The 19,574-nt window shown below is 70.8% G+C and carries 16 protein-coding genes and 1 tRNA gene; 7 read left to right on the top strand and 10 right to left on the bottom strand.

The window, feature by feature from the left end:
- Positions 1 to 27: 27 nt before the first annotated feature.
- Positions 28 to 2,424 (bottom strand): exopolysaccharide transport family protein, encoded by a 2,397-nt coding sequence (locus tag ACFQUV_RS08225; protein WP_244601615.1) that lies wholly within the window; start codon positions 2,422 to 2,424, stop codon positions 28 to 30.
- Between the two features lie 179 nt (positions 2,425 to 2,603).
- Between ACFQUV_RS08225 and ACFQUV_RS08220 the strand changes: the two genes are divergently transcribed.
- The 3 genes from ACFQUV_RS08220 (at position 2,604) to ACFQUV_RS08210 (ending at position 6,871) form a co-directional block, all read left to right on the top strand.
- On the top strand, positions 2,604 to 3,845 hold the full coding sequence (locus tag ACFQUV_RS08220) for a glycosyltransferase family 4 protein (RefSeq protein ID WP_244601614.1): 1,242 nt from the start codon (positions 2,604 to 2,606) through the stop codon (positions 3,843 to 3,845).
- Between the two features lie 163 nt (positions 3,846 to 4,008).
- Complete coding sequence (locus ACFQUV_RS08215; RefSeq protein WP_129609597.1) at positions 4,009 to 5,532, top strand: undecaprenyl-phosphate glucose phosphotransferase; 1,524 nt, start codon at positions 4,009 to 4,011, stop codon at positions 5,530 to 5,532.
- 49 nt (positions 5,533 to 5,581) lie between these two features.
- Complete coding sequence (locus ACFQUV_RS08210) at positions 5,582 to 6,871, top strand: O-antigen ligase (RefSeq protein ID WP_129609596.1); 1,290 nt, start codon at positions 5,582 to 5,584, stop codon at positions 6,869 to 6,871.
- On the opposite strand, the gene ACFQUV_RS08205 is transcribed toward ACFQUV_RS08210, so the two are convergent.
- Positions 6,862 to 7,620, bottom strand: coding sequence for a trans-aconitate 2-methyltransferase (locus ACFQUV_RS08205; protein ID WP_165363978.1), 759 nt, complete (start codon positions 7,618 to 7,620; stop codon positions 6,862 to 6,864). The genes ACFQUV_RS08210 and ACFQUV_RS08205 overlap by 10 nt on opposite strands.
- Before the next feature lie 262 nt (positions 7,621 to 7,882).
- Positions 7,883 to 7,960: transfer RNA gene (locus tag ACFQUV_RS08200), tRNA-Pro, on the bottom strand.
- A 228-nt stretch (positions 7,961 to 8,188) separates the two neighbouring features.
- Here ACFQUV_RS08200 and ACFQUV_RS08195 point away from each other — a divergent pair.
- The gene (locus ACFQUV_RS08195; protein ID WP_165363976.1) at positions 8,189 to 8,713 is read left to right on the top strand and encodes a DUF3124 domain-containing protein; all 525 of its coding nucleotides are present in this window, start codon (positions 8,189 to 8,191) and stop codon (positions 8,711 to 8,713) included.
- Between the two features lie 27 nt (positions 8,714 to 8,740).
- On the opposite strand, the gene ACFQUV_RS08190 is transcribed toward ACFQUV_RS08195, so the two are convergent.
- The 5 genes from ACFQUV_RS08190 to ACFQUV_RS08170 form a co-directional block, all read right to left on the bottom strand.
- A complete protein-coding gene (locus ACFQUV_RS08190; protein ID WP_207211504.1) occupies positions 8,741 to 9,190 on the bottom strand; it encodes a hypothetical protein in 450 nt (149 codons plus the stop codon).
- A 108-nt stretch (positions 9,191 to 9,298) separates the two neighbouring features.
- Entirely contained in the window at positions 9,299 to 10,282 is a 984-nt protein-coding gene (locus ACFQUV_RS08185; RefSeq protein ID WP_129609593.1) for a PAS domain S-box protein, read from the bottom strand.
- Positions 10,283 to 10,790: 508 nt separating this feature from the next.
- Positions 10,791 to 11,345: a CreA family protein gene (locus ACFQUV_RS08180; protein WP_111388352.1), complete on the bottom strand. Its 555-nt coding sequence runs from the start codon at positions 11,343 to 11,345 to the stop codon at positions 10,791 to 10,793.
- A gap of 186 nt (positions 11,346 to 11,531) precedes the next feature.
- Positions 11,532 to 12,578, bottom strand: a complete 1,047-nt coding sequence (locus ACFQUV_RS08175; protein ID WP_129609592.1) for a hypothetical protein — start codon at positions 12,576 to 12,578, stop codon at positions 11,532 to 11,534.
- Between the two features lie 43 nt (positions 12,579 to 12,621).
- Positions 12,622 to 13,320, bottom strand: coding sequence for a metal-dependent hydrolase (locus ACFQUV_RS08170; protein WP_129609591.1), 699 nt, complete (start codon positions 13,318 to 13,320; stop codon positions 12,622 to 12,624).
- A 209-nt stretch (positions 13,321 to 13,529) separates the two neighbouring features.
- On the opposite strand from ACFQUV_RS08170, the gene ruvX reads away from it, so the two are divergent.
- Entirely contained in the window at positions 13,530 to 14,006 is a 477-nt protein-coding gene (ruvX, locus tag ACFQUV_RS08165; protein WP_111388081.1) for a Holliday junction resolvase RuvX, read from the top strand.
- 81 nt (positions 14,007 to 14,087) lie between these two features.
- Here the strand turns inward: ruvX and ACFQUV_RS08160 are convergent, their stop codons facing one another.
- Together ACFQUV_RS08160 and ACFQUV_RS08155 are read right to left on the bottom strand one after the other, a co-directional pair.
- The gene (locus ACFQUV_RS08160) at positions 14,088 to 14,642 is read right to left on the bottom strand and encodes a hypothetical protein (RefSeq protein WP_165363974.1); all 555 of its coding nucleotides are present in this window, start codon (positions 14,640 to 14,642) and stop codon (positions 14,088 to 14,090) included.
- A gap of 651 nt (positions 14,643 to 15,293) precedes the next feature.
- Entirely contained in the window at positions 15,294 to 16,925 is a 1,632-nt protein-coding gene (locus ACFQUV_RS08155) for an acyl-CoA dehydrogenase family protein (protein WP_129609589.1), read from the bottom strand.
- A 117-nt stretch (positions 16,926 to 17,042) separates the two neighbouring features.
- On the opposite strand from ACFQUV_RS08155, the gene ACFQUV_RS08150 reads away from it, so the two are divergent.
- Both ACFQUV_RS08150 and ACFQUV_RS08145 read left to right on the top strand, forming a co-directional pair.
- Entirely contained in the window at positions 17,043 to 17,996 is a 954-nt protein-coding gene (locus ACFQUV_RS08150; RefSeq protein WP_129609588.1) for an aspartate carbamoyltransferase catalytic subunit, read from the top strand.
- A gap of 182 nt (positions 17,997 to 18,178) precedes the next feature.
- On the top strand, positions 18,179 to 19,480 hold the full coding sequence (locus tag ACFQUV_RS08145) for a dihydroorotase (RefSeq protein WP_129609587.1): 1,302 nt from the start codon (positions 18,179 to 18,181) through the stop codon (positions 19,478 to 19,480).
- Positions 19,481 to 19,574: the final 94 nt, after the last annotated feature.

The raw sequence follows: 19,574 nt of genomic DNA, 5'->3' as shown, positions 1-19,574 counted from the left end.
GATCGACATTCGGCCGAGGCGCGCCGCTCAGGCCGCCTCGGTGTGCGGGGTCGGCGCCGTCAGCGGCGCCCCGGCGAGGACGATCAGACCGTCGCCGTAGCCGGCCCCCGCCAGGCGCGTCTGCGCCACCTCGGCGATCGGGTCGGTGGTGTCGGGCACCACCAGCACGCCGCCCGGCGCCAGCTCGGCCATCTGGTCGCATGCCACCGCCTCGAACGTGCCGACGTCGATGAGGACGTGGTCGTAGGTGCGGGCGAGCGCATCGATCATGGTGACGAAGCGCAACGAGGCGAGCAGCGCCGCCGTGTCGGCCTCGCCACGGCCGCGCGGCACCACATGGGCCCGCGAGAGCTTGTCGCGGGCGATGATCTCCCCGAAGGTCGCCTCGCCCCGCACCATGTCGGTGACGCCGGGGCCGTCGCCGCCGATCAGCGGGCCGGTCGCTCCGGCCGGCTCGGAGCCGAGCCGGACCAGCACCACGAGCGAGTCGCGCGACAGGAGCCGGGCCACCGCGATGGCCGCCTGGGTGGTGCGACCGTCCGGCGCCGTACCGAACACCGCGACCTGCCGCCCCACCGCACCGTCGCGCAGGCGGCTGGCCAGCTCGTCGATCGACGACAGGGTGACGCCGCCCGCCTCCCCGGTACCGCCCGCCGCGATCCCCGCCGCGGTGTCGGCGGCGATCGCCGGGCTCGGGTCGACCATGCTGGTCGGCGCGACGGCGGACGATGCGGCCGCACCGGCGCTCGTCTCCGTCCCGCTCTCGGCCGTCTCGGCCACCGTCCCGGTCCCCGCCGCGGCCCGGGCGCCACCGAACGACGGCAGCGCCGGGGTGAGCCGGCCGAACAGCCGACGCGCCGGCGGCTCGGCAGGTGCCTCGGCCCCGGCCGGCGCGGCGACCTGCGCGGGCTCGCGCGGCGCCGCCACCCGCATGGTCTCGGCAGCCGGTCCATCGTGATAGGCGGTCGCCCAGCGCGGCTCCGATCGCTCCGCCGGCTCCGGCATCTCGCCACGCTCGGGCGCCCCGGCGCGCAACAGCTCGCCGGCGGTGACGAGGCCGGTGAACACCGCGAAGGTCGCCAGCGTCGCCACCAGCACCATCGGCAGCTTCTTGGGGAAGAACGGCGTGTTGGACACGATGGCGCGCGAGATGACGCGGGCGTCGGCGGGCGCCGAGCCGATGCTCTCGCGGGCGGTCGCCTCGCGGTACTTGCCGAGATAGGATTCGAGCAGGTCGCGCTTCGACTTGGCGTCGCGCTCCAGCGCCCGCAGGCGAACGTCGTCCTCGTTGCTGGTGGCCGCCTGGCGCTTGAGCGTGTCGAGCTCGGCGCCGAGCTTGGTGACCCGCTCGGCCGCCTCGCGGGCGTCGTTCTCCAGCGTGCGCACCAGCTTCTCGACCTCGGACCGGATCTGCCGGTCGTAATCGGAGATCTGCGCCTTTAGCTCCTTGATGCGCGGGTGGTTGTCGAGCAGCGTCGAGTACTGCTCGGCGAGCTGGGCCCGCAGCGCCACCCGCTGCTCCGACAGCCGGCGGATGAACTCGGAGTTGACGATCTCGGACGCCTCGATGGCGTCGCCGCGCCGTAGCATGTCGCGCAGCAGCCGCGCTCGGGTCTCGAGATCCGCCTTGCGGGCGCGGGCCGCCCCGAGCTGGGTGTTGAACTCGCCGAGCTGCTGATTGGACAGCGTGGTGTTGTTGGTGCCGACGAACAGGTTGCTGCGCGAGCGGAAGTCCTCGACCCGCGCCTCCGCCTCGGCGACCTCGCGGCGCAGCCGCTCGATCTCGCCGGCCAGCCAGCGGCTCGCCGCCTGGGTCTCCTCCTGCTTGGTGCCCTGCTGAAGCTTGAGGTACCCTTGAGCGATCGCATTGGCGACGCGGGCCGCCAGCAGCGGATCGAACGACTGGAACTCCAGCGTGATGACCCGCGACTTGTCGACCGCGTAGGCGGTGAGCCGGTCGTACCAGGCGTCGAGCACCCGCTCCTCGGGCGTCATCCGGTAGGGATCGCGGGAGATGCCGAGCGCCACGGTGGCGCGCTTGAGCGGCGACAACCCCTCGATCAGCGGATCGAACTCGGGCCGCTCCGCGAGCTTCAGCTCGGCGATCACCTGGGAGGCCAGCTCGCGCGACAGGATGAGCTGCACCTGGCTCGCCATCGCCTCCTGGTCGGCGGCGGTGCGGTCGATGCCGGCGCGGTCGGCCTCCGGCCGCAGGAACACGTTCTCGCGGCCCTCGTAGAGGATGCGGGCCTCGGACTTGTAGCGGGGCGTGAGCAGGTTGACGGCGACGGTGGCGGCCAGCGCCACCACGAGGGTCGGCAGGATGATCAGCCACTTGCGCCGCCACAGCGCACGACCGATCGCCCGCATGTCGAGTTCGCCGACACGCGGCGCCCCGGGGTCACCGCTCGTTCCGATCGACATACTGGGACTCCACGACCGACAGACGATACGCACGCGGCCCGATTTCATCCCATTATGGTTGCCGCTGGGTTAATCGTCACCTCCCGGGCACGCGGCGCCCGGGGAGGTTAACCTTGACAGATGGTTTCTCGTGTCCTGAATTCGGTCCTCGTTTCATTCCGCCGTCGGGACCGCTACCGATGCGGCGGGCCTCGGTGATCGCCCGCCCGGCGGAGGACTCGGTGATGGACGTGCCGGTTCGCTTGAGAATCGTGCACGTCGTGCGCGCGCCGATCGGCGGCATCTTCCGCCACGTGTGCGACCTCGCCACCGCCCAGAGCGCCGCCGGCCACACGGTCGGCATCCTGTGCGACTCGCAGACTGGCGGCGACTTCGAAGCGCAGGCGATCGAGCGTGTCGGCCGCCGTCTGGCGCTCGGTGCGACGCGCCTGCCGATGCGGCGTGATGTCTCGCCCGCCGACCTCGCCACCCTCTGGCGCCTTACCCGCCACGTCCAGAGCCTCGCCCCCGACGTCATCCATTGTCACGGCGCCAAGGGCGGCGTGTACGGCCGCCTGATCGGTGCTCGGCTGGGCCGCCGCCGGCCGATCGCCTGCCTGTACGCGCCGCACGGCGGCAGCCTGCACTACGCGCCGTCGTCGCTGGAGGGCCGCTTCTACTTCACGGTGGAGCGCGCCCTCGAACGGTTCACCGATGCGCTCGTCCATGTCAGCGCCTACGAGGCCGAGACCTATCGCCGCAAGATCGGGGCGCCGCGCTGCCGCGCCGTGGTGATCCACAACGGCCTGCGCGCCGAGGAGTTCGAGCCGGTGATCCCGCGTGAGGACGCGCGCGATCTCCTGTTCCTCGGCATGTACCGCGACCTCAAGGGCACCGACGTGTTCCTGGAGGCGATCGCCCGGCTGGAGAGCCGATACGGCCGCCGCGCCGGCGCCCACCTGTTCGGCCAGGCCGAGGACGAGGGCCGCGCCCGCTACCAGGCGTTCGCCGCGTCGCTGGGCATCGCCGACCGGGTGACCTTCCACGACCCCGCCCCGACCCGCGAGGCGTTCGCCTGCGGCCGCGCCATCGTGGTGCCGTCGCGGGCGGAATCGATGCCCTATATCGTGCTGGAGGCGATCGCGGCCGGCCTGCCGATCGTGGCGACGCGGGTGGGCGGCATCCCGGAGATCTTCGGGCCGCGGGCCGGCGAGCTGGTGCCGCCCGGCGACCCCGACGCGCTCGCCGCCGCCCTCGACGCCCTGCTGGCCGACCCGGTGCGGGCCCAGCTCGACGCCGCCGCCCGCTTCGACTGGCTGCGCCCGCGCTTCAATATCGAGGCCATGCAGCGCCGGGTGGACGAGCTCTACGGAGAGATCCTCGCGGCCAAGACCCGCGCCCGCGAGGCGCGGGGGCGGACCGGCCCGGTGCGCACGGCCTGAGGGCGGTTTTCTCTCGGGAAGGCATTTACCCTGTCGGCGGGATCACCGGATCGTTTGTTGCAGGTTTACACGTCCCTCGGGTTTTTCGGATAAAACCGGGTCCGGGGTCGCCGTGCCGCGCGCCGGCCGGCGCCCGCTCCGCAACCCCCCGGAGAGACGCACCATGGCGCTCGCCACCCGGCCCATGAACCAGCCCCTTCCCGGCCGTCCCGGCAGCCATTCGTCGACCCCACGCGAGCTCGGCCCGCTCGCCCGCGCCATCGCCGAGGAGCCGATCGCCGACGCCGTGTCGCCAGTGGTGCTGACCGGCATCGCCCGCATCGTCGAGTTCGTGCTGATCGCGCTCTCGGGCGCCGTCGTCCACGCCATCTGGATCTACCCGATCAGCGGCTTCGAGCCGATGTACTTGGTGATCGAGCTGGCGGTCGCCGCCGCCGCGGTCATCGCGTTCCAGATCGTCGACATCTACAACGTCCAGGCGTTCCGCTCCCACGTCTATCAGCTCGGCCGGCTCGGCCTCGCCTGGTCGGTGGTGTTCCTGCTGGCGCTCGCCCTCACCTTCTTCACCAAGACCGAGTACAGCTTCTCGCGCGGCTGGACCGCCGGCTGGTACGCGGTCGGCCTCGTCGTGCTGTTCGGCTGGCGGATCGCGCTGGGCGCGCTGGTCCGCCATTGGGCCGATCAAGGCCGGCTGATCCGCCGCGTCGTCATCGTCGGCGGCGGCCGCGAGGGCGAGGCGCTGGTGCGCGCCATCGCGTCGGAGGCGCATTCGGACCTGCGGGTGTGCGGCGTGTTCGACGACCGCGCCGACGATCGCTCGCCCTCGGTGGTGGCGGGTGTGCCGAAGCTCGGCACCGTCGACGACCTCGTCGAGTTCACCCGCCGCACCCGCGTCGACCTGATCCTGGTGTCGCTGCCGCTGACCGCCGAGGAGCGCGTCCTCCAGATGGCGCGCAAGCTGTGGGTGCTGCCGGTCGACGTCCGCCTCGCCGCCCACATGAACCGGCTGCGCTTCCGCCCGCGCGCCTACTCCTACATCGGCAACATTCCGGTCCTCGACATCTTCGACAAGCCGATCGCCGACTGGAACCTGGTGCTCAAGTCGGTGTTCGACCGGGTCGTCGCGGTCCTGATCCTGCTGGCGATCTCGCCCGTGATGCTGGCGACGGCGCTCGCCATCAAGCTCGACAGCAAGGGGCCGGTGTTCTTCAAGCAGCGCCGGCTCGGCTTCAACAACGAGGTGATCGAGGTCTTCAAGTTCCGCTCGCTCTATCACGAGCACGCCGATCCGGACGCCAAGCGCGTGGTGACCAAGGGCGACAACCGGGTGACGCGGGTCGGCCGCTTCATCCGCAAGACTTCGATCGACGAGCTGCCGCAGCTCCTCAACGTGCTGCGCGGCGATCTCTCGCTGGTCGGGCCGCGGCCGCACGCCATCCACGCGCCGCTCGCCAACAAGCTGTGGGACGATGTCGTCGACGGCTACTTCGCCCGCCACCGGGTCCGGCCCGGCATCACCGGCTGGGCCCAGATCAACGGCTGGCGCGGCGAGCTGGACAGCCCCGAGAAGCTCCAGCAGCGCGTCGAGCACGATCTCTACTACATCGAGAACTGGTCGCTGCTGTTCGACCTCTACATCCTGCTGCGCACGCCCTTCGCCTTGCTGAAGACGGAGAACGCCTATTGACCGCGGCCGCGCGACCGCAGCATGCGACCGGCCGGGCGAGGACCGCGCGATGACGCTCGCCGGCACCGCGACCCTGCCGCACCGGGCGCCCTATCCGGCACCGCTCGGGCTCGCCGGCGGCCGGACACGTCGTCCGGCCGAGACGGCGGGAGAGCGGCTGCGGCTGGTGCTGCTGTGGCTGATCGCCTTCACCAGCGGCTTCGTCCAGGTCGAGCCCGCGCCCTACGAGCTGATCACGCTGGTCGCCATCGTGATCTACATGCTGACCGGCCTCACCCTGCGGGCGACGCTGCTGCCGCTCGTCGCCCTGCTGCTGGTGCAGAACCTCGGCTACATCGCCTCGCTGATGCCGGTGATCGAGGAGCCGCGCACCTTCATCTGGACGGCGGTCACCTGCTTCCTGTCGGTCACCACGCTGTTCTTCGCCATGGTGCTGTCGCAGAACACCGAGCGGCGCCTCGACATCCTGATCCGCGGCTATATCGGGGCGGCGCTCGTCACCTCGGCGATCGCAGTGCTGGCGTTTTTCCGTGTCCTGCCGAACTCCGACCAGTTCCTGCTCTATGCGCGGGCGAGCTCCACCTTCAAGGACCCCAACGTGTTCGGGCCGTTCCTGGTGCTGCCCGCCCTGGTGCTGATTCAGCGGCTGCTGGCGGGGCGGACGTTGCGCGCCTGCCTGGCTCCCGCCGGTATGATCCTGGTGATCGCGGCCGGGCTGCTGCTCACCTTCTCGCGCGGCGCCTGGGGGCACTTCACCGTGTCGGCCGCCGTGATGCTCGGCCTCACCTACGTGACCACCCGCTCGGCCTCCGACCGCTTCCGCATCACCCTCCTGTCCACCGTGGGGGTGCTGGTGCTGGCCGGCTTCGTGGTGGTGCTGCTGTCGTTCGACATCGTCGGCGAGATGTTCAAGGTGCGCGCCAACCTGGTGCAGGACTACGACGCCGGCGAGCAAGGCCGCTTCGGCCGCCACATCGCCGGCCTGCTGATGGTGTTCGAGCTGCCGTGGGGCGTCGGCCCGCTCCAGTTCTCCAAGGAATTCCACTACGAGCCGCACAACTCCTTCCTCAGCGCCTTCATGAACGGCGGCTGGCTCGCCGGCACCACCTGGGTGGCGCTGACCGTGGTGACCCTGGTGGTGGGGCTCAAGCACGCCTTCGTGCGCACGCCCTGGCAGCCCACCTTCATCGCCGCCTATGCGGCCTTCGTGGGCGAGGTCGGCGAGAGCTACATCATCGACGTGGCGCACTGGCGCCACTACTTCCTGATCATGGGGATCGTCTGGGGCCTGATGGCGGCGGGGCGCCCGGCGCCATCGCGGGCGCCGCCTCAGCCCTGAAGCTTGACGTACTGCTGATACGAGTAGCGCCGTCCGATGTCGTGGCGGTAGAGCCAGGCATCCATGGCGACGAGCGGCTTCTCCAGCCGCCCGCCCAGAAGGTAGAGCGAGACCAGCCCGAGGAAGTCCATGCGCGGGATCTCGATGTCGACCTGAAAGAAGGTGCGGAGCACGTCGATCTCGCCGGGCGTCAGCGGGAACTCGTGGGGATCGCCGTATTTCGGCACCCACAGCTTGCCCACCACGTTCTCGCGGAACCACACCAGCAGGCGGCTCGCCGCGTTGTTCTCCCAGAAGAAGGCGCGGCCGCCCGGCCGCACGGCGCGGCGCAGCGCCCGGCAGAAGTCCGGGAACGGCTCGAGGTGGTGCAGGATCATCGAGCCGTAGACGAAATCGACCGGCCCGAGGGTGTCGATGGTCATCGCGTCGCAGACCACCGGCCGCACGGAGTCGATCCCGCGCTCGCGGCAGCGCTGCTCCAGCGTGGCGATCGCCACCGGCGAGGCGTCCACCGAGATCACCCGGGCGCCGATCTCGGCGAGCAGCAGCGACGAGGCGCCCGCCCCGCAGCCGAGATCGATGACGGTGCGGCCACGTAGGTCGCCGAACCAGGCGGCGGCGGCCTGGATGGCGGCGCGCGTCTCGTCGGTCAGCTCCTTCGAGTAGATCGGGTTGGTCGAGTAGACCTCGTCCCAGTATCCGGACGAGATCGAGGCACCTTGCGGCCTCGCCGTCGCAGCTTCGTTCACGCGATCCTCCCGACACCGAGGGTGAGCGGCGGCGCGCGCCCGCGGGCGCGTCCGAGACCTCGAACCGATACGCGAGGGACCTTAGGTTTTAGTTTAACCCGGCCGGCGGCCGTCACAACCCTCCGCCACGCTGCGGTGTCCGGCGCGCGGGCAGCGGCCTCGCCATCGCCCCCGCGGCGGCCGGCAGGCCCCCGCCCGTCGACCGACGACGAGGGGTCCTCGACGGATGGCCGCCGGCGGGTGATCGTTTGCGATGGATGAATGGTCGGAGCGGCGAGATTTGAACTCGCGACCCCCAGTCCCCCAGACTGGTGCGCTAACCGGGCTGCGCTACGCTCCGAGCGGCCGGGACTATAGTGATGCGGCCCCGGGCGCGCAACCGCTTCGGGACCCGAGGGAACCGGGTCTGCATCCGATGGGCCGCGATGCCCGGGCGGCGGCGCGCGGGCAGCGGCCTCGCGGCCGCACCGGCACCGCCGAGCAGCCGTCGATTCCGCCGCCGGCGAAAAGCGGTTATCAGGATGGTCGGCGCGGCCCCGACGCCGCGCCCGTTGCAGGGAGATCGGCCGTGCGCGCCTTCGTGACCCTAGGAGTAGCCGCCCTCGGCGTCGCTCTCGCCACCGCCGCCGCTCCGCCCTCCGTTAAGGCCCAGCAGGCCGTGACGGTCGCCCCGGAGGCGACGGTGCCGCTGCCCGAGGGAACCCCGGCGGCGCGCGGGCGAATCCTCGTCCCGCTGCACTCCACCGTGATGGCGGGCGGCGGCCGCACCCGGCTCAACTTCTCGGGCGTCCTCTCGGTCCACAATCCGTCCGACCGCGACCCGCTGGTGATCGACGCGGTGGAGTATCGCGATCACGCCGGCCGGCTGGTCGAGCGCTCCCTGCCCCGCCCGGTGGCGCTGAAGCCGTTCGCCTCGCTCCAGGTGGTGATCCCCCAGGAGGACGTCCGCGGCGGCTTCGGGGCGAGCTTCGTGGTCGACTGGTCGTCGCCGGCGCCGATCGAGGAGCCGGTGGTCGAGGCCGTCATGGTGGCGGTGCACGGCACCCAGGGGTTCAGCTTCGTGTCGCCCGGCCGCCGCGTCGCGCGGCCCTGACCATCGCTCCGGCCCGGGTTCCCGGGTTCAGACCCGCCGGCGCGGGAGCGGCGGCACCGGCGCCACGGCGACGGCCGCCGGCAGGCCGTCGGGGCGCACCCGGCTCATCCAGCCCTCCGTCTCCAGGGCGCGTACGAGAGAGTCGGTCGCCAGGCGGATGTCGATGGTCGAGCCGGTCTCGGCGGCGATCAGCAGCAACCGGGCCACGGCGGCCCAATGCGGCCGGCGCCGGCTGCCGAACGGCAGATCGTCGAGCAACGCCCGATTGGCGTCGATCAGCGTCCGCATCGGCCGCATCGGTCCGGACTTGGGGGTCACGAAGTAGGCGAGTTCCGCGTTCCAATCCATCGAGCAATCCAGCACGCGGACCCGGCGCGCTGACGGGCGAAAGTCGAGAAACGAATCCAAAAGCGAACGCTCAATAGCGCAGTCTCGGTCGGCCGCGGCGGTATCCTGCGCCCCGGCGACGCGACCCATCGTCCCTCCGGACCCGCCGTGACCAAGTCGACTGCCAACAATCGACTGAGCATGCACTGTCGACGAACTGCGACGGCAGCGCGCCACGCACGGGACCACGCACGAGACTCAGGGGGACGGATCGTCGATCACCCAGCCGACTTTGTCGAGAGGCGCCTCCATGCGGTAGCGCAGGCCGGCCGTCGCATACTCGATCTGATGCTTGCCGATGCGCCGCATGGTGTCCTCGATGATCTTGCGGCCGTAGCCGCTGCGAGTCGGCGGCACGACGTTCGGGCCGCCGCTCTCCTGCCAGGACAGCACGAAGGCGGTCGGCCGCATCTCGGGCTCGATGCGCCAGTGCACCGCCACGCTGCCGTCCGGTGACGACAGGGCGCCGTACTTCACGGCGTTGGTGGTCAGTTCGTGCAGCAGCAGCGCGAAGCTCTGGGCCGCGTTCTGCTTCACCATCACCTCGACCCCGTCGAGGGTGACGCGATCCGCGAAGGCCGATGTCTCGGAGGCGAGGATCTGGCGCAGCGGCGCGCCGCGCCACTCCTGCTCGGTCATCATGGTGTAGGCCCGGCCGAGCGACTGGAGGCGGTCGACGAACACGTCGCGCGCCTCGCGCAGCGTCCGCTCGCCGCTCAGGCTCGACAGCGCCACCGACTGGATCACCGCGAACAGGTTCTGAATGCGGTGGTTCAGCTCGCCGATCAGCAACCGCTGGCGGTCCTCGGAGCGCTTGCGCTCGGTGATGTCGGCCAGCATAGCGAGCACATACACCTCGCCGTCGATCGGCAGCGGCTTGAGCGCGATCTCGACCGGAAACTCGCTGCCGTCGCGGCGGCGCGCCGTCAGATCGCGGCCGATGCCCATCGGCCGTTCGCGCGGCATCAGATCGAAGACGCGGCGCATCTCGGGATGGATGTCGCGGAAGCGGTCGGGAACCAGCACCTCGATCGGCAGGCCGAGTAGCTCACCGTGGCCGAAGCCGAGCATCTCCTCGGCATGCTCGTTGGCGAAGACGATCCGGGCCGCGCCATCCGTCAGGATCAGGCCGCTCGGCCCTGTCTCGAGGATCAGGTGAACGATGTCGCGTGGAGACCGCATCTCAATCCAACAATCCAACGAGGCTATTGCAGCTCGAATTCGACGGCAACCACGACTTTGCCCGGCCGCTCTCCCGCCCGGACCATCCGAGCCGACGATCGGGCATGGAAGCCCGCCGCAATGTGACAAGGCTCACAGAAAGGGTCCGCCACGGGTGACGCCCGGATCAGTCACCCGCCGGCAGGCCCCGTCGGAATCGATCCGACGCCGCCGAACCCGACGCAGCTCGAGACTCGACGCAGACCGAGATTCGACCCGGCACATTGCCGCAGCCGATCTCGCTCTATAGTCGAACTCATTCGTTGATGAAGATCAATCGGATGCATCGACGGCCGCGAGGCCGGCGAACGGGCGGCCTTCAGCCGGCCGATCACCCCGGGTCCGGCCGGCGGCCGGCCCCGGAACGATCGAGATCAGGATCTAAAAATTCTGCCGAACGCCCTTGCGGGATCTCGCTTCGAGAGCGGACCGGAGCATCCGGCGCCAGTCGCGACGCCGCGGCCGTGGATCACTTCTCGACGAAGTCCGCGCAGCGCTGAATCGCGTCGCTCCCGCCCCACGGCATGATCGGCACAGAGGACGTCGAGTTCTTCGGCGACCCTTCGATGATCCTGTCAGAATAGACCATGTAGACGAGCACGTTGCGCTTCACGTCGCAGCCGCGGACGATTTGCATCTTCTTGAAGAACAGGGAGCGCCGCTGACGGAACACGTCCTCGCCCTGCTCGAACTTCTTCTTGAAGCGGATGGGACCGATCTGGCGGCACGCCAGGGAGATGTCCGAGACCTCCTCGGCGAGGCCGAGCCAGCCCTTGAAGCCGCCCTTCTCGGGCACCGTGAAGTGGCAGGCGACCCCATCGACCTCCGGGTCGTCGAGCCCGTAGGTGGCGAGCTTGTCGTTGGGGCTCAGCCACTTGAAGACGGTGGACCGGCGGAAGACGAGGTCCGGCTCCTCGGCCGCGACGGCGGGACTCTGGAGAGCCGCGACCGCCACCACGACGGCGAGACCGGCGGCCACCCGGCGCGCTACGCCCCGGACCGACAGGATGCAATCGAGAGACATGAGAAACTCCGTGAAGGGTAACGGCGCCGTGGAAACGCGCGTCCGCGAGCGGTGATGAGATAGGGTTTGAATCGTGAGGTGCGAAGACGGGGGTTGAGGAATTTCAGGCGATTGGGCGAACGCCATGCGGTCCACGGGGCCGGGCGACGGCCGACCGGATGACGGCCGGCCGCGTGAGGGCCTGCGTCAGAACGGGAAGAAACCGCCGCGGCCCCAGGCTGGTGGCGGCGGCGGTGGTGCGCTGCCCCAGCCGCGGCCCGGATAAGCCTCGGCGCGCCGCCATCCACCGTCCCAGGACTCGCCGCCACGGGCCGTCTCGGTGTTGCGCGGGCGGGTCTTCTTGCGGGCCTTCTTGCGGGGCTTGTCGGCAGCCTGCGCGGTCGGCTTCTCGTCGTCGGCCGCCATCACGGCCTCCCGGGGCGGGGCCACCGTGTCGGCCGCTTGCGCGGGCGACGCCGGCACGATCGATGCCGGAACGGTCGATGCGGTCGTGTCCGGGGCAGTGGATCCACGCGCGGCCGAGACGGAAGGCTCGGGCTTCGGCGGGACCGGCGCGGCGATCGCGGCGGGCGGAGCAGCGGCGGGCGGAGCAGCGGCACGCCCATTCGGCTCGCGGTCCGCCCGGATGGAACCGATGGGCGCCATGGCGGTCGGGTTGACGCTCGGCCGGGTGCGCGGACGCGACGACGGCGCCGCCGCGGCACTCTCCGGCGCAGCCCGCTCGGCGACGGCACGGTCCGACGGCGGACGTTCGCCGACCGGCGGTCCGGCCCCGACCGTCTCGACGGCGGCTGCCGAGGACGCGGCGGCGGACCGCGCCGGGCCCGCAGCATCCCGGGCCGATGTCGCGCTTGCGGTCGGGGCTACGGCGGTCGGGATCACACTTGCCGCCGTGGCGGTCTGGCCGCTTCGCCCGACCGGCGCATCGAGCGCCGTCGGCCGCACCAGCTCGGCGACCGCCACATAGCCGGCGAGCAGTCCGACCGCGCCGACCGCGGTGACGCCCGCGACCCGGGATATCGACCAGCGCCGGCGCGGCGGCCGCGCATGCTCGGGCCAGAGCGAGAAGTCGTGAGAGCGGCGCGGCATCGGTCGGGTCCGGTACGCAAGGTCGGTCACGGGAGGGAATATTGTGCGACCCGACAACGCATCGGATGACCAAAGGTTCCTTCGCGGGACGACCCTGTCGCGCGAAAGTACAACCAGGATGGCCTCCGTCGGACGCGGCGCCAACGCCGCGTCCCGAAGCATCGCGTCCGACGACGGAATCCGTCGGTCAGACCGACACGGCGACGCCCTTCTCGGGCACGATCACCCGGGTGGCGTGCCCCGCCATGGCGGCGACGAACCTGTCCGCCGTCTGGTCGATGATCGGGAACGAGCCGTAGTGGCAGGGAATCACCGCGTCGAGCTGGAAGAAGCGCTTGACCGCGAAGGCCGCCGACGCCGCCCCCATGGTGAAGCGGTCGCCGATCGGCACCATGGCGATCTTCGGGGCGTGCAGCTCGGCGATCAGCCCCATGTCGGAGAACACGTCGGTGTCGCCCATGTGATAGACGGTCGGCTCGCCGGGCGCCTTGACGACGACGCCGCACGGATTGCCGAGATAGACGGGCATGCCGTCGACGACGTCGCCCGAGGAATGATCGGCCCGCACCAGCGTCACCGTGAAGCCGCCGAGATCGGTGGTGCCGCCGGTGTTCATCGGGTTGAACTTTTCGAGCCCCTTCGACACCAGCCACATGCCGAGATCGTAGTTGGTGGTGACGGTCGCGCCGGTCTCGCGGGCGATGTCCAGGGTGTCGCCGACGTGATCGCCGTGGCCGTGGGTGACGAGGACGTGGCTCACCCCGCGGATGGCCGCGGCACGATCCGACACGAAGGCCGGATTGCCGGTGAAGAACGGATCGATCAGCACCGCGGTGCCCTTGAAGTCGAGCCGGAAGGCGGAATGGCCGAACCAGGTGATCTGCATGCGACGTCTCCCCGCTGCCGGGCGCGCGCGACCGCGCGGCGCGCCACCGAAACGAACGACGGCAGACTAAGCCGCGCTCCCGCCTGGGCGTCAATCGCGCGCCGCCGCCGTGCACGCGGCGGTGCGCCGCGTGGCGCGGGATCGAGCGGGACGATCGATCGGCGACGATCACGCTGGCGAGGGTGGCGACGGCGTGATAGGCGAGCCCCATGCCCGCCATCGTGGTCCCTCTCGTCGAGCTGATCCCTCTCCTGCCGGAGCGCGGCGCGCTCGTCGGCCTCGATCTCGGTGACAAGACCATCGGGGTCGCGGTCAGCGATCCCGACCGCCGGCTCGCCACCGGGGTGGAGACCATCGGGCGCAAGCGCTTCACGGACGATGCCGCGCGCCTGCTGGCGCTGGCGGCGGAGCGGCGGGTGGTGGGGCTGGTGCTCGGCCTGCCCCTCAACATGAACGGCACCGAGGGGCCGCGCGCCCAGTCGACCCGCGCCTTCGCCCGCAATCTCGCCCGCCTGACCGAGCTGCCGATCGGCCTGTGGGACGAGCGGCTGTCGACCACGGCGGTCGAGCGCGAGCTGATCGCCGCCGATGCCAGCCGCGCCAAGCGCAAGGCGGTGATCGATCAGCACGCAGCGATCTTCATCCTCCAAGGCGCCCTCGACCGACTGGCCCGCGGACCGACCTGACCCGGACGAGAACAAAATAAAAAGGGCGGGTCCGAAGACCCGCCCCTCTGCTCAACTCACATTCGCAACCGTCATGCCCGATTAGTAGGGCAGCACGGTGCCTTGGGTACCGGGCTGGCCGGAGATCGCGGCGACGCCGTAGTCGGCATCGCGGGTCCCGCAGGCGCCGTAGTAACCGTAGCCGCGACCCGAGTCGGTCGAGATCCAGCAGCCGCCGCCCGCGCTGGCCGCATAGGCGGCCCCCGCGCCGGCACCGTTCACCGGGCCGGCCGCCGCATAGGCGCCGTACGGATCGGCCGCCGGGACATAGCCGTAGTTGACGCCGCCGGTGAACGGGCTGAGCGCCGCGCCGGCGACCCCGGACGCGATGCCGAGGCCAGCCCCGACCGCACCCGCCGCCACACCGACTCCGGTGCCCACCGCCCCGGCCGCGAGGCCCGCACCGGCGTGAACCGGATTGGCGTAGCCGGCGCGGGCATAGCCGGCATGACCACCGTGATAGTGAGTCTGCGTGACGACGCGGTCGGCCTTGACCGAGCGGCCGTTGCGCGACTTGGCGTCGCTCGGGGTGGCGGCGCCGAGCGCCAGCGCTCCGGCGAGACCGGCGGCGAGCGCGTAATGAACCATCGTCTTCATGGTGTCGTACTCCTGTTTTTTCGTGAGGGACGACGGGCCGTGCGACAACACCCGCACCCGCCCGAGCAGGCGCGTCACGCCGATCGCGCGTCACACCGATCGCCTGGGTGCCGGAAAGCCGTTCAGGGACATCCCGTCAGGAAGATCCCGGCCGTCCCTGTCGGCCCGTCCGTGCCGTCCTCGCCTGTTCAACGGGCCTGGACGCGGATCGGTTCCGCTGCATTGCAGCAATCGTCATCGTATTGAAATGAAACCGTCATCGGCCGTGCACCGCGCCGCGATACCGGGCCGCCACGCAATCACCCCGCAAACGCCGTGATTATGCCGATGGCTGCTGATGCCGATTAGTCGAGCCCAGCCTCGTGCCGGTCATGACTGAGGTCGCGTGTCCCGGGCGGAGGCGCGACGCGCCGGAGACCCGGGACCCAGAGGCGGCGATCACGGAGCTTACCGTTCTGGGCCCCGGCTCGCGGCACTGCGCGCCGCGTCCGGGGCACGAGGCCCTCACGACATGCTCTCTCATACCGATAGCTGCTGATCTCGACTCGTCGTGCCCGGCCTTCGGCCGGAGGATGCAGTCCGAGAGTGCTGCCGTTGGTATGAGACCACATGGGCGTCTGTCGTCTCGTTCGGTCGGGCCACCCCCTCTCCTCACCCCGGCATGGCGCGGGCGAGGAGCCGGTCCATCTCGGCGCCCGACAGCCGGCTGGTGCCGAGGGTGGCGCCGCGCTCGCCGGCCAGATGGCTGCGGGCGAACGGCTCCGCCGCCGGTGAGGCACCGGCCCTCAACGCGGCGGCGGCGGCGAGCGACCCCAGCCGCTCGACCACGGCCCGTCCGCCCCCCGGCTCGGCGGACCGGAGGGCCAGTCGCACCGCCTCGGCGCTGGCACGGGCGCCCGGCAGATCGCCGGCCTCGGCGAGAAGATCATCGACCACCGCCGTCACCGCCTCGGGGTCGCGCTCGACGATGCGCAGGACATCGAGGCAGACGACATTGCCGGAGCCCTCCCAGATGGCGTTCACCGGCGCCTCGCGATACAGCCGCGGCAGCACCCCATCCTCGATGAAGCCATTGCCGCCGAGGCACTCCATCGCCTCCGCCACGAAGGCCGGCGTGGCCTTGGTGATGCGATACTTCGCTACGGGGGTCAGGAGCCTCGCCCGCATCCGCTCGCCCGGCTCCTCGGCGGCCCGGTCGAACGACCGCGCGAGGCGGAACGCCAGCGCCACCGCAGCCTCCGCCTCGAGGGCGAGATCCGCCAGCACCGCCCGCATCATCGGCTGATCCGACAGATGGCGGCCGAACACCCCGCGGTGCCGCGTATGGTGGACGGCGCGCGAGAACGCGGCCCGCATCAGGCCGGCCGACGAGACGGCACAGTCGAACCGGGTGAGCTGCACCATCTCCATGACGGTGCGCACGCCGGCGCCCTCCTGGCCCAGCCGCCAGCCGAAGGCGCCGCGGAATTCCACCTCGGCGGAGGCGTTGGCGCGATTGCCGAGCTTGTTCTTGAGGCGCTGGAGCTGGAGCGCGTTCACCTCGCCGTCCGGCCTGAAGCGCGGCACCAGCACGGCGGTGGGTCCGGCCGGGGCCTGCGCCAGCACCACGAAGGCGTCGCTCATCGGCGCCGACATGAACCACTTGTGGCCGGTGACGAGATAGCCGTCGGCGGTCGGCTCGGCCACCGTGGCGGCGCCGCGCACGTCGGTGCCGGCCTGCCGCTCGGTGACCGCCATGCCGACGGTGATGCCGAACTTCTCGGACCACGGCCGGAAGTCCGGATCGTAGTGGCGGTTGACGATCTTGCGGATCATCTCGGCGGCGCTCGGCGGCCCGCCGGCGGCCAGCACGGCGACCGCCGCCCGGGTGGTGATGATGGACGACAGATGCCCGTTCTCCACCTGGGCAACCATGTAGACGCGGGCCGCCCGGGCCACCTCGGCGGGGGCGTCGGCGCGTTCGCCGTCGGTAGTCCAGGTCGAGCAGTGCAGGCTCGACCCGACGCTTTCCTTCATCAGGTGATGATAGGCGGGGTGGAATTCCACGGTGTCGCGGCGGAAACCACTGGCATCGTAGGCCTGGAGACGCGGCACGTTCTCGTTGGCGAGACGGGCCTGCTCGGCCATCTCGCCGGCCCCCCAGCGGCGCCCGAAGGCGGCGAGCAGCCGCGCCTCGTCGCCGAGCCCGTTGATCTTGACCGCCTCGGCCAGCGGCGGATCGCTCGCGAACAGGTCGAGATCCGCCAACGGCGGCGACTGGTTGAACCGCGCCCGATCGCCCATCCGTCCGGCCTCCTCACCGCCATCTGCGTCTAGCGTTCCGGACCGTTGGGGACAACTGGGGGGAACGGGAGGACGCGCTTGCTGCCATTCTCGAACGGGCCTATACGGTCCGCTTTGATGAATGTAGCACCCAAACCCGCATTCGTGCTCGGCCACCGTCATTTGCTGGGCATCGAAGGCCTGTCGCGCGAGGAGATCGTCGGGCTCCTCGATCTCGCCGAGGAATTCGTCGAGCTCAACCGCCAGGTCGAAAAGAAGCGCACCTCCCTGCGCGGCCGCACCCAGATCAACCTGTTCTTCGAAGCGTCCACCCGGACGCAATCGTCGTTCGAGCTCGCCGGCAAGCGGCTCGGCGCCGACGTGATGAACATGTCGGTCTCGGCCTCGTCCATGCGCAAGGGCGAGACGTTGATGGACACCGCCATCACGCTCAACGCCATGCACCCCGATATCCTGGTGGTGCGGCACAATGCCTCCGGCGCCGTCAAGCTGTTGGCCGACAAGGTCGACTGCTCGGTGGTGAACGCCGGCGACGGCTCCCACGAGCACCCCACCCAGGCGCTGCTGGACGCTCTCACGATCCGCCGCAACAAGGGCCGCATCGAGGGTCTGACGGTGGCGATCTGCGGCGACATCCTGCACTCGCGGGTGGCCCGCTCCAACATCATGCTGCTCAACGCCCTCGACGCCCGGGTCCGGGTGGTCGGCCCCGCCACCCTGCTGCCGCCCGGCATCGAGCGGTTCGGGGTCGAGGTCTTCCGCGACATGCGCCAGGGCCTGCGGGACGCCGACATCGTGATGATGCTGCGTCTCCAGCGCGAGCGCATGAACGGCTCCTTCATTCCCTCCTCGACCGAGTACTTCGCCTATTACGGCCTCGACGAGACCAAGCTGGCCTACGCCAAGCCGGACGCTCTGGTGATGCATCCGGGCCCGATGAACCGCGGCGTCGAGATCGACTCGGCGGTCGCCGACGGTGCCCGCTCGCTGATCCGCGAGCAGGTGGAGATGGGCGTCGCGGTGCGCATGGCGGTGCTCGAGGCGCTGGCGCGGAACCTGCCCAATGCGTGACGGCGTCGGCGAGACGGTCCCTTTCCCCGTCCGCCCCGACGTCGTCACCCTCGTTTCCGATCCCCGACACTCACATCCGACACTCTCGCCGGGGCCGCCCCGGCGAGCCCTCACGCCGAACGCTCGGCCCGTCCGTCCGACGCCGGTGCGCCTGCCGCGCCCGACGAACGCATCGTGTGACCATGCCCGCTGATCGCCGCCCCATCCTGCTCACCAACGCCCGCATCGTCGATCCGTCGCGCGATCTCGACATCGTCGGCGACCTCCTGATGACCGACGGCCAAGTCCGCGACGTCAAGCGCGGCATCCGGGCCGGCGGCGTGCCGGAAGGCACCGAGGTGATCGACTGCACCGGCAAGCTCGTCGCCCCCGGCCTCGTCGACATGCGCGCCTTCATCGGCGAGCCGGGGGCCGAGTATCGCGAGACCTTCGCGTCCGCGAGCCACGCGGCGGCGGCCGGCGGCGTCACCACCATCGTGTGCCAGCCCGACACCCATCCGCCCATCGACGATCCGGCGACCGTCGACTTCGTGCTGCGCCGCGCCCGCGACACCGCCATCGTGCGGGTGCATCCGATGGCGGCGCTGACCAAGGGTCTCAAGGGCGAGGAGATGACCGAGATCGGCCTGCTGAAGGCCGCCGGCGCCGTCGCCTTTACGGACGGGGCCAAGAGCGTCACCAACGCCAAGGTGATGCGGCGCGCCCTCACCTACGGCCGCGACTTCGACGCCCTCGTGGTGCACCACACCGAGGACCCCGACCTGTGCTCCGACGGCGTGATGAACGAGGGCGAGTACGCGGCGCGGCTCGGCCTGCTCGGCATCCCGTCGATCGCCGAGACCATCATGCTGGAGCGCGACATCCGTCTCGTGGAGATCGCCAGGGGGCGCTATCACGCCGCCTCGCTCACCTGCGCCGAGTCGCTCGAGGTGCTGTCGCGCGGCAAGCAGGCGGGGCTCGACGTGTCGGCCTCCGCGTCGATCAACCACCTCACCCTCAACGAGCTCGACGTCGGCTCCTACCGCACCTTCTGCAAGGTGGCGCCGCCGCTGCGGCCGGAGAGCGACCGCGCCGCCCTGGTGGCGGCGCTGCGCGACGGGCTGATCGACGTCGTGATGTCGGACCACAATCCGCAGGACGTCGAGACCAAGCGGCTGCCCTTCGCCGAGGCGGCGCCCGGCGCGGTCGGCATCGAGACCATGCTGGTGGCGGGGCTACGCCTCGTCCATGCGGGCGACGTGCCGCTGACGACGCTGCTGCGCGCCATGTCGACGCGGCCGGCCGAGCTGCTGGGCCTGCCCGGCGGCACCCTCAAGCCCGGCAGCCCGGCCGACGTCATCGTCGTCGATCTCGACAGCCCGTGGGTGCTCGACCGCGAGATCCTCAAGTCGAAGTGCAAGAACTCGCCGTTCGACGAGGCCCGCCTGCAAGGCCGCGTGGTGCGCACCATCGTGGGCGGCCGCACCGTCTACGAGCTGATCTGAGAGAGGCAGTGACGCCCCAACCGGCGCGCCGCATCGCCGTGCGCCGGACCGAAAAAGCCGCGTCGCCTTGCGGCACGCGGTTCCGTTAGGTAAT

The organism is Rhodoplanes sp. P11 (assembly GCF_964266735.1).
GTDB classification, from domain to species: Bacteria; Pseudomonadota; Alphaproteobacteria; order Rhizobiales; family Xanthobacteraceae; genus Rhodoplanes; species Rhodoplanes serenus.
This window is presented reverse-complemented; position numbering and strand designations above follow the sequence as displayed.

Excerpts from the sequence above, each read along its gene's own strand:
- ACFQUV_RS08155 (WP_129609589.1), bottom strand. The coding sequence starts at position 16,925 with ATGGGCGATCGGGCGCGGTTCAACCAGTCGCCGCCGTTGGCGGATCTC.
- ACFQUV_RS08185 (WP_129609593.1), bottom strand. The coding sequence starts at position 10,282 with ATGCGGTCTCCACGCGACATCGTTCACCTGATCCTCGAGACAGGGCCG.
- ACFQUV_RS08170 (WP_129609591.1), bottom strand. The coding sequence starts at position 13,320 with ATGCAGATCACCTGGTTCGGCCATTCCGCCTTCCGGCTCGACTTCAAG.
- ruvX (WP_111388081.1), top strand. The coding sequence starts at position 13,530 with ATGCCCGCCATCGTGGTCCCTCTCGTCGAGCTGATCCCTCTCCTGCCG.
- ACFQUV_RS08225 (WP_244601615.1), bottom strand. The coding sequence starts at position 2,424 with ATGTCGATCGGAACGAGCGGTGACCCCGGGGCGCCGCGTGTCGGCGAA.
- ACFQUV_RS08180 (WP_111388352.1), bottom strand. The coding sequence starts at position 11,345 with ATGTCTCTCGATTGCATCCTGTCGGTCCGGGGCGTAGCGCGCCGGGTG.
- ACFQUV_RS08160 (WP_165363974.1), bottom strand. The coding sequence starts at position 14,642 with ATGAAGACGATGGTTCATTACGCGCTCGCCGCCGGTCTCGCCGGAGCG.
- ACFQUV_RS08220 (WP_244601614.1), top strand. The coding sequence starts at position 2,604 with ATGCGGCGGGCCTCGGTGATCGCCCGCCCGGCGGAGGACTCGGTGATG.
- ACFQUV_RS08150 (WP_129609588.1), top strand. The coding sequence starts at position 17,043 with ATGAATGTAGCACCCAAACCCGCATTCGTGCTCGGCCACCGTCATTTG.
- ACFQUV_RS08210 (WP_129609596.1), top strand. The coding sequence starts at position 5,582 with ATGACGCTCGCCGGCACCGCGACCCTGCCGCACCGGGCGCCCTATCCG.
- ACFQUV_RS08215 (WP_129609597.1), top strand. The coding sequence starts at position 4,009 with ATGGCGCTCGCCACCCGGCCCATGAACCAGCCCCTTCCCGGCCGTCCC.
- ACFQUV_RS08190 (WP_207211504.1), bottom strand. The coding sequence starts at position 9,190 with ATGGGTCGCGTCGCCGGGGCGCAGGATACCGCCGCGGCCGACCGAGAC.
- ACFQUV_RS08145 (WP_129609587.1), top strand. The coding sequence starts at position 18,179 with ATGCCCGCTGATCGCCGCCCCATCCTGCTCACCAACGCCCGCATCGTC.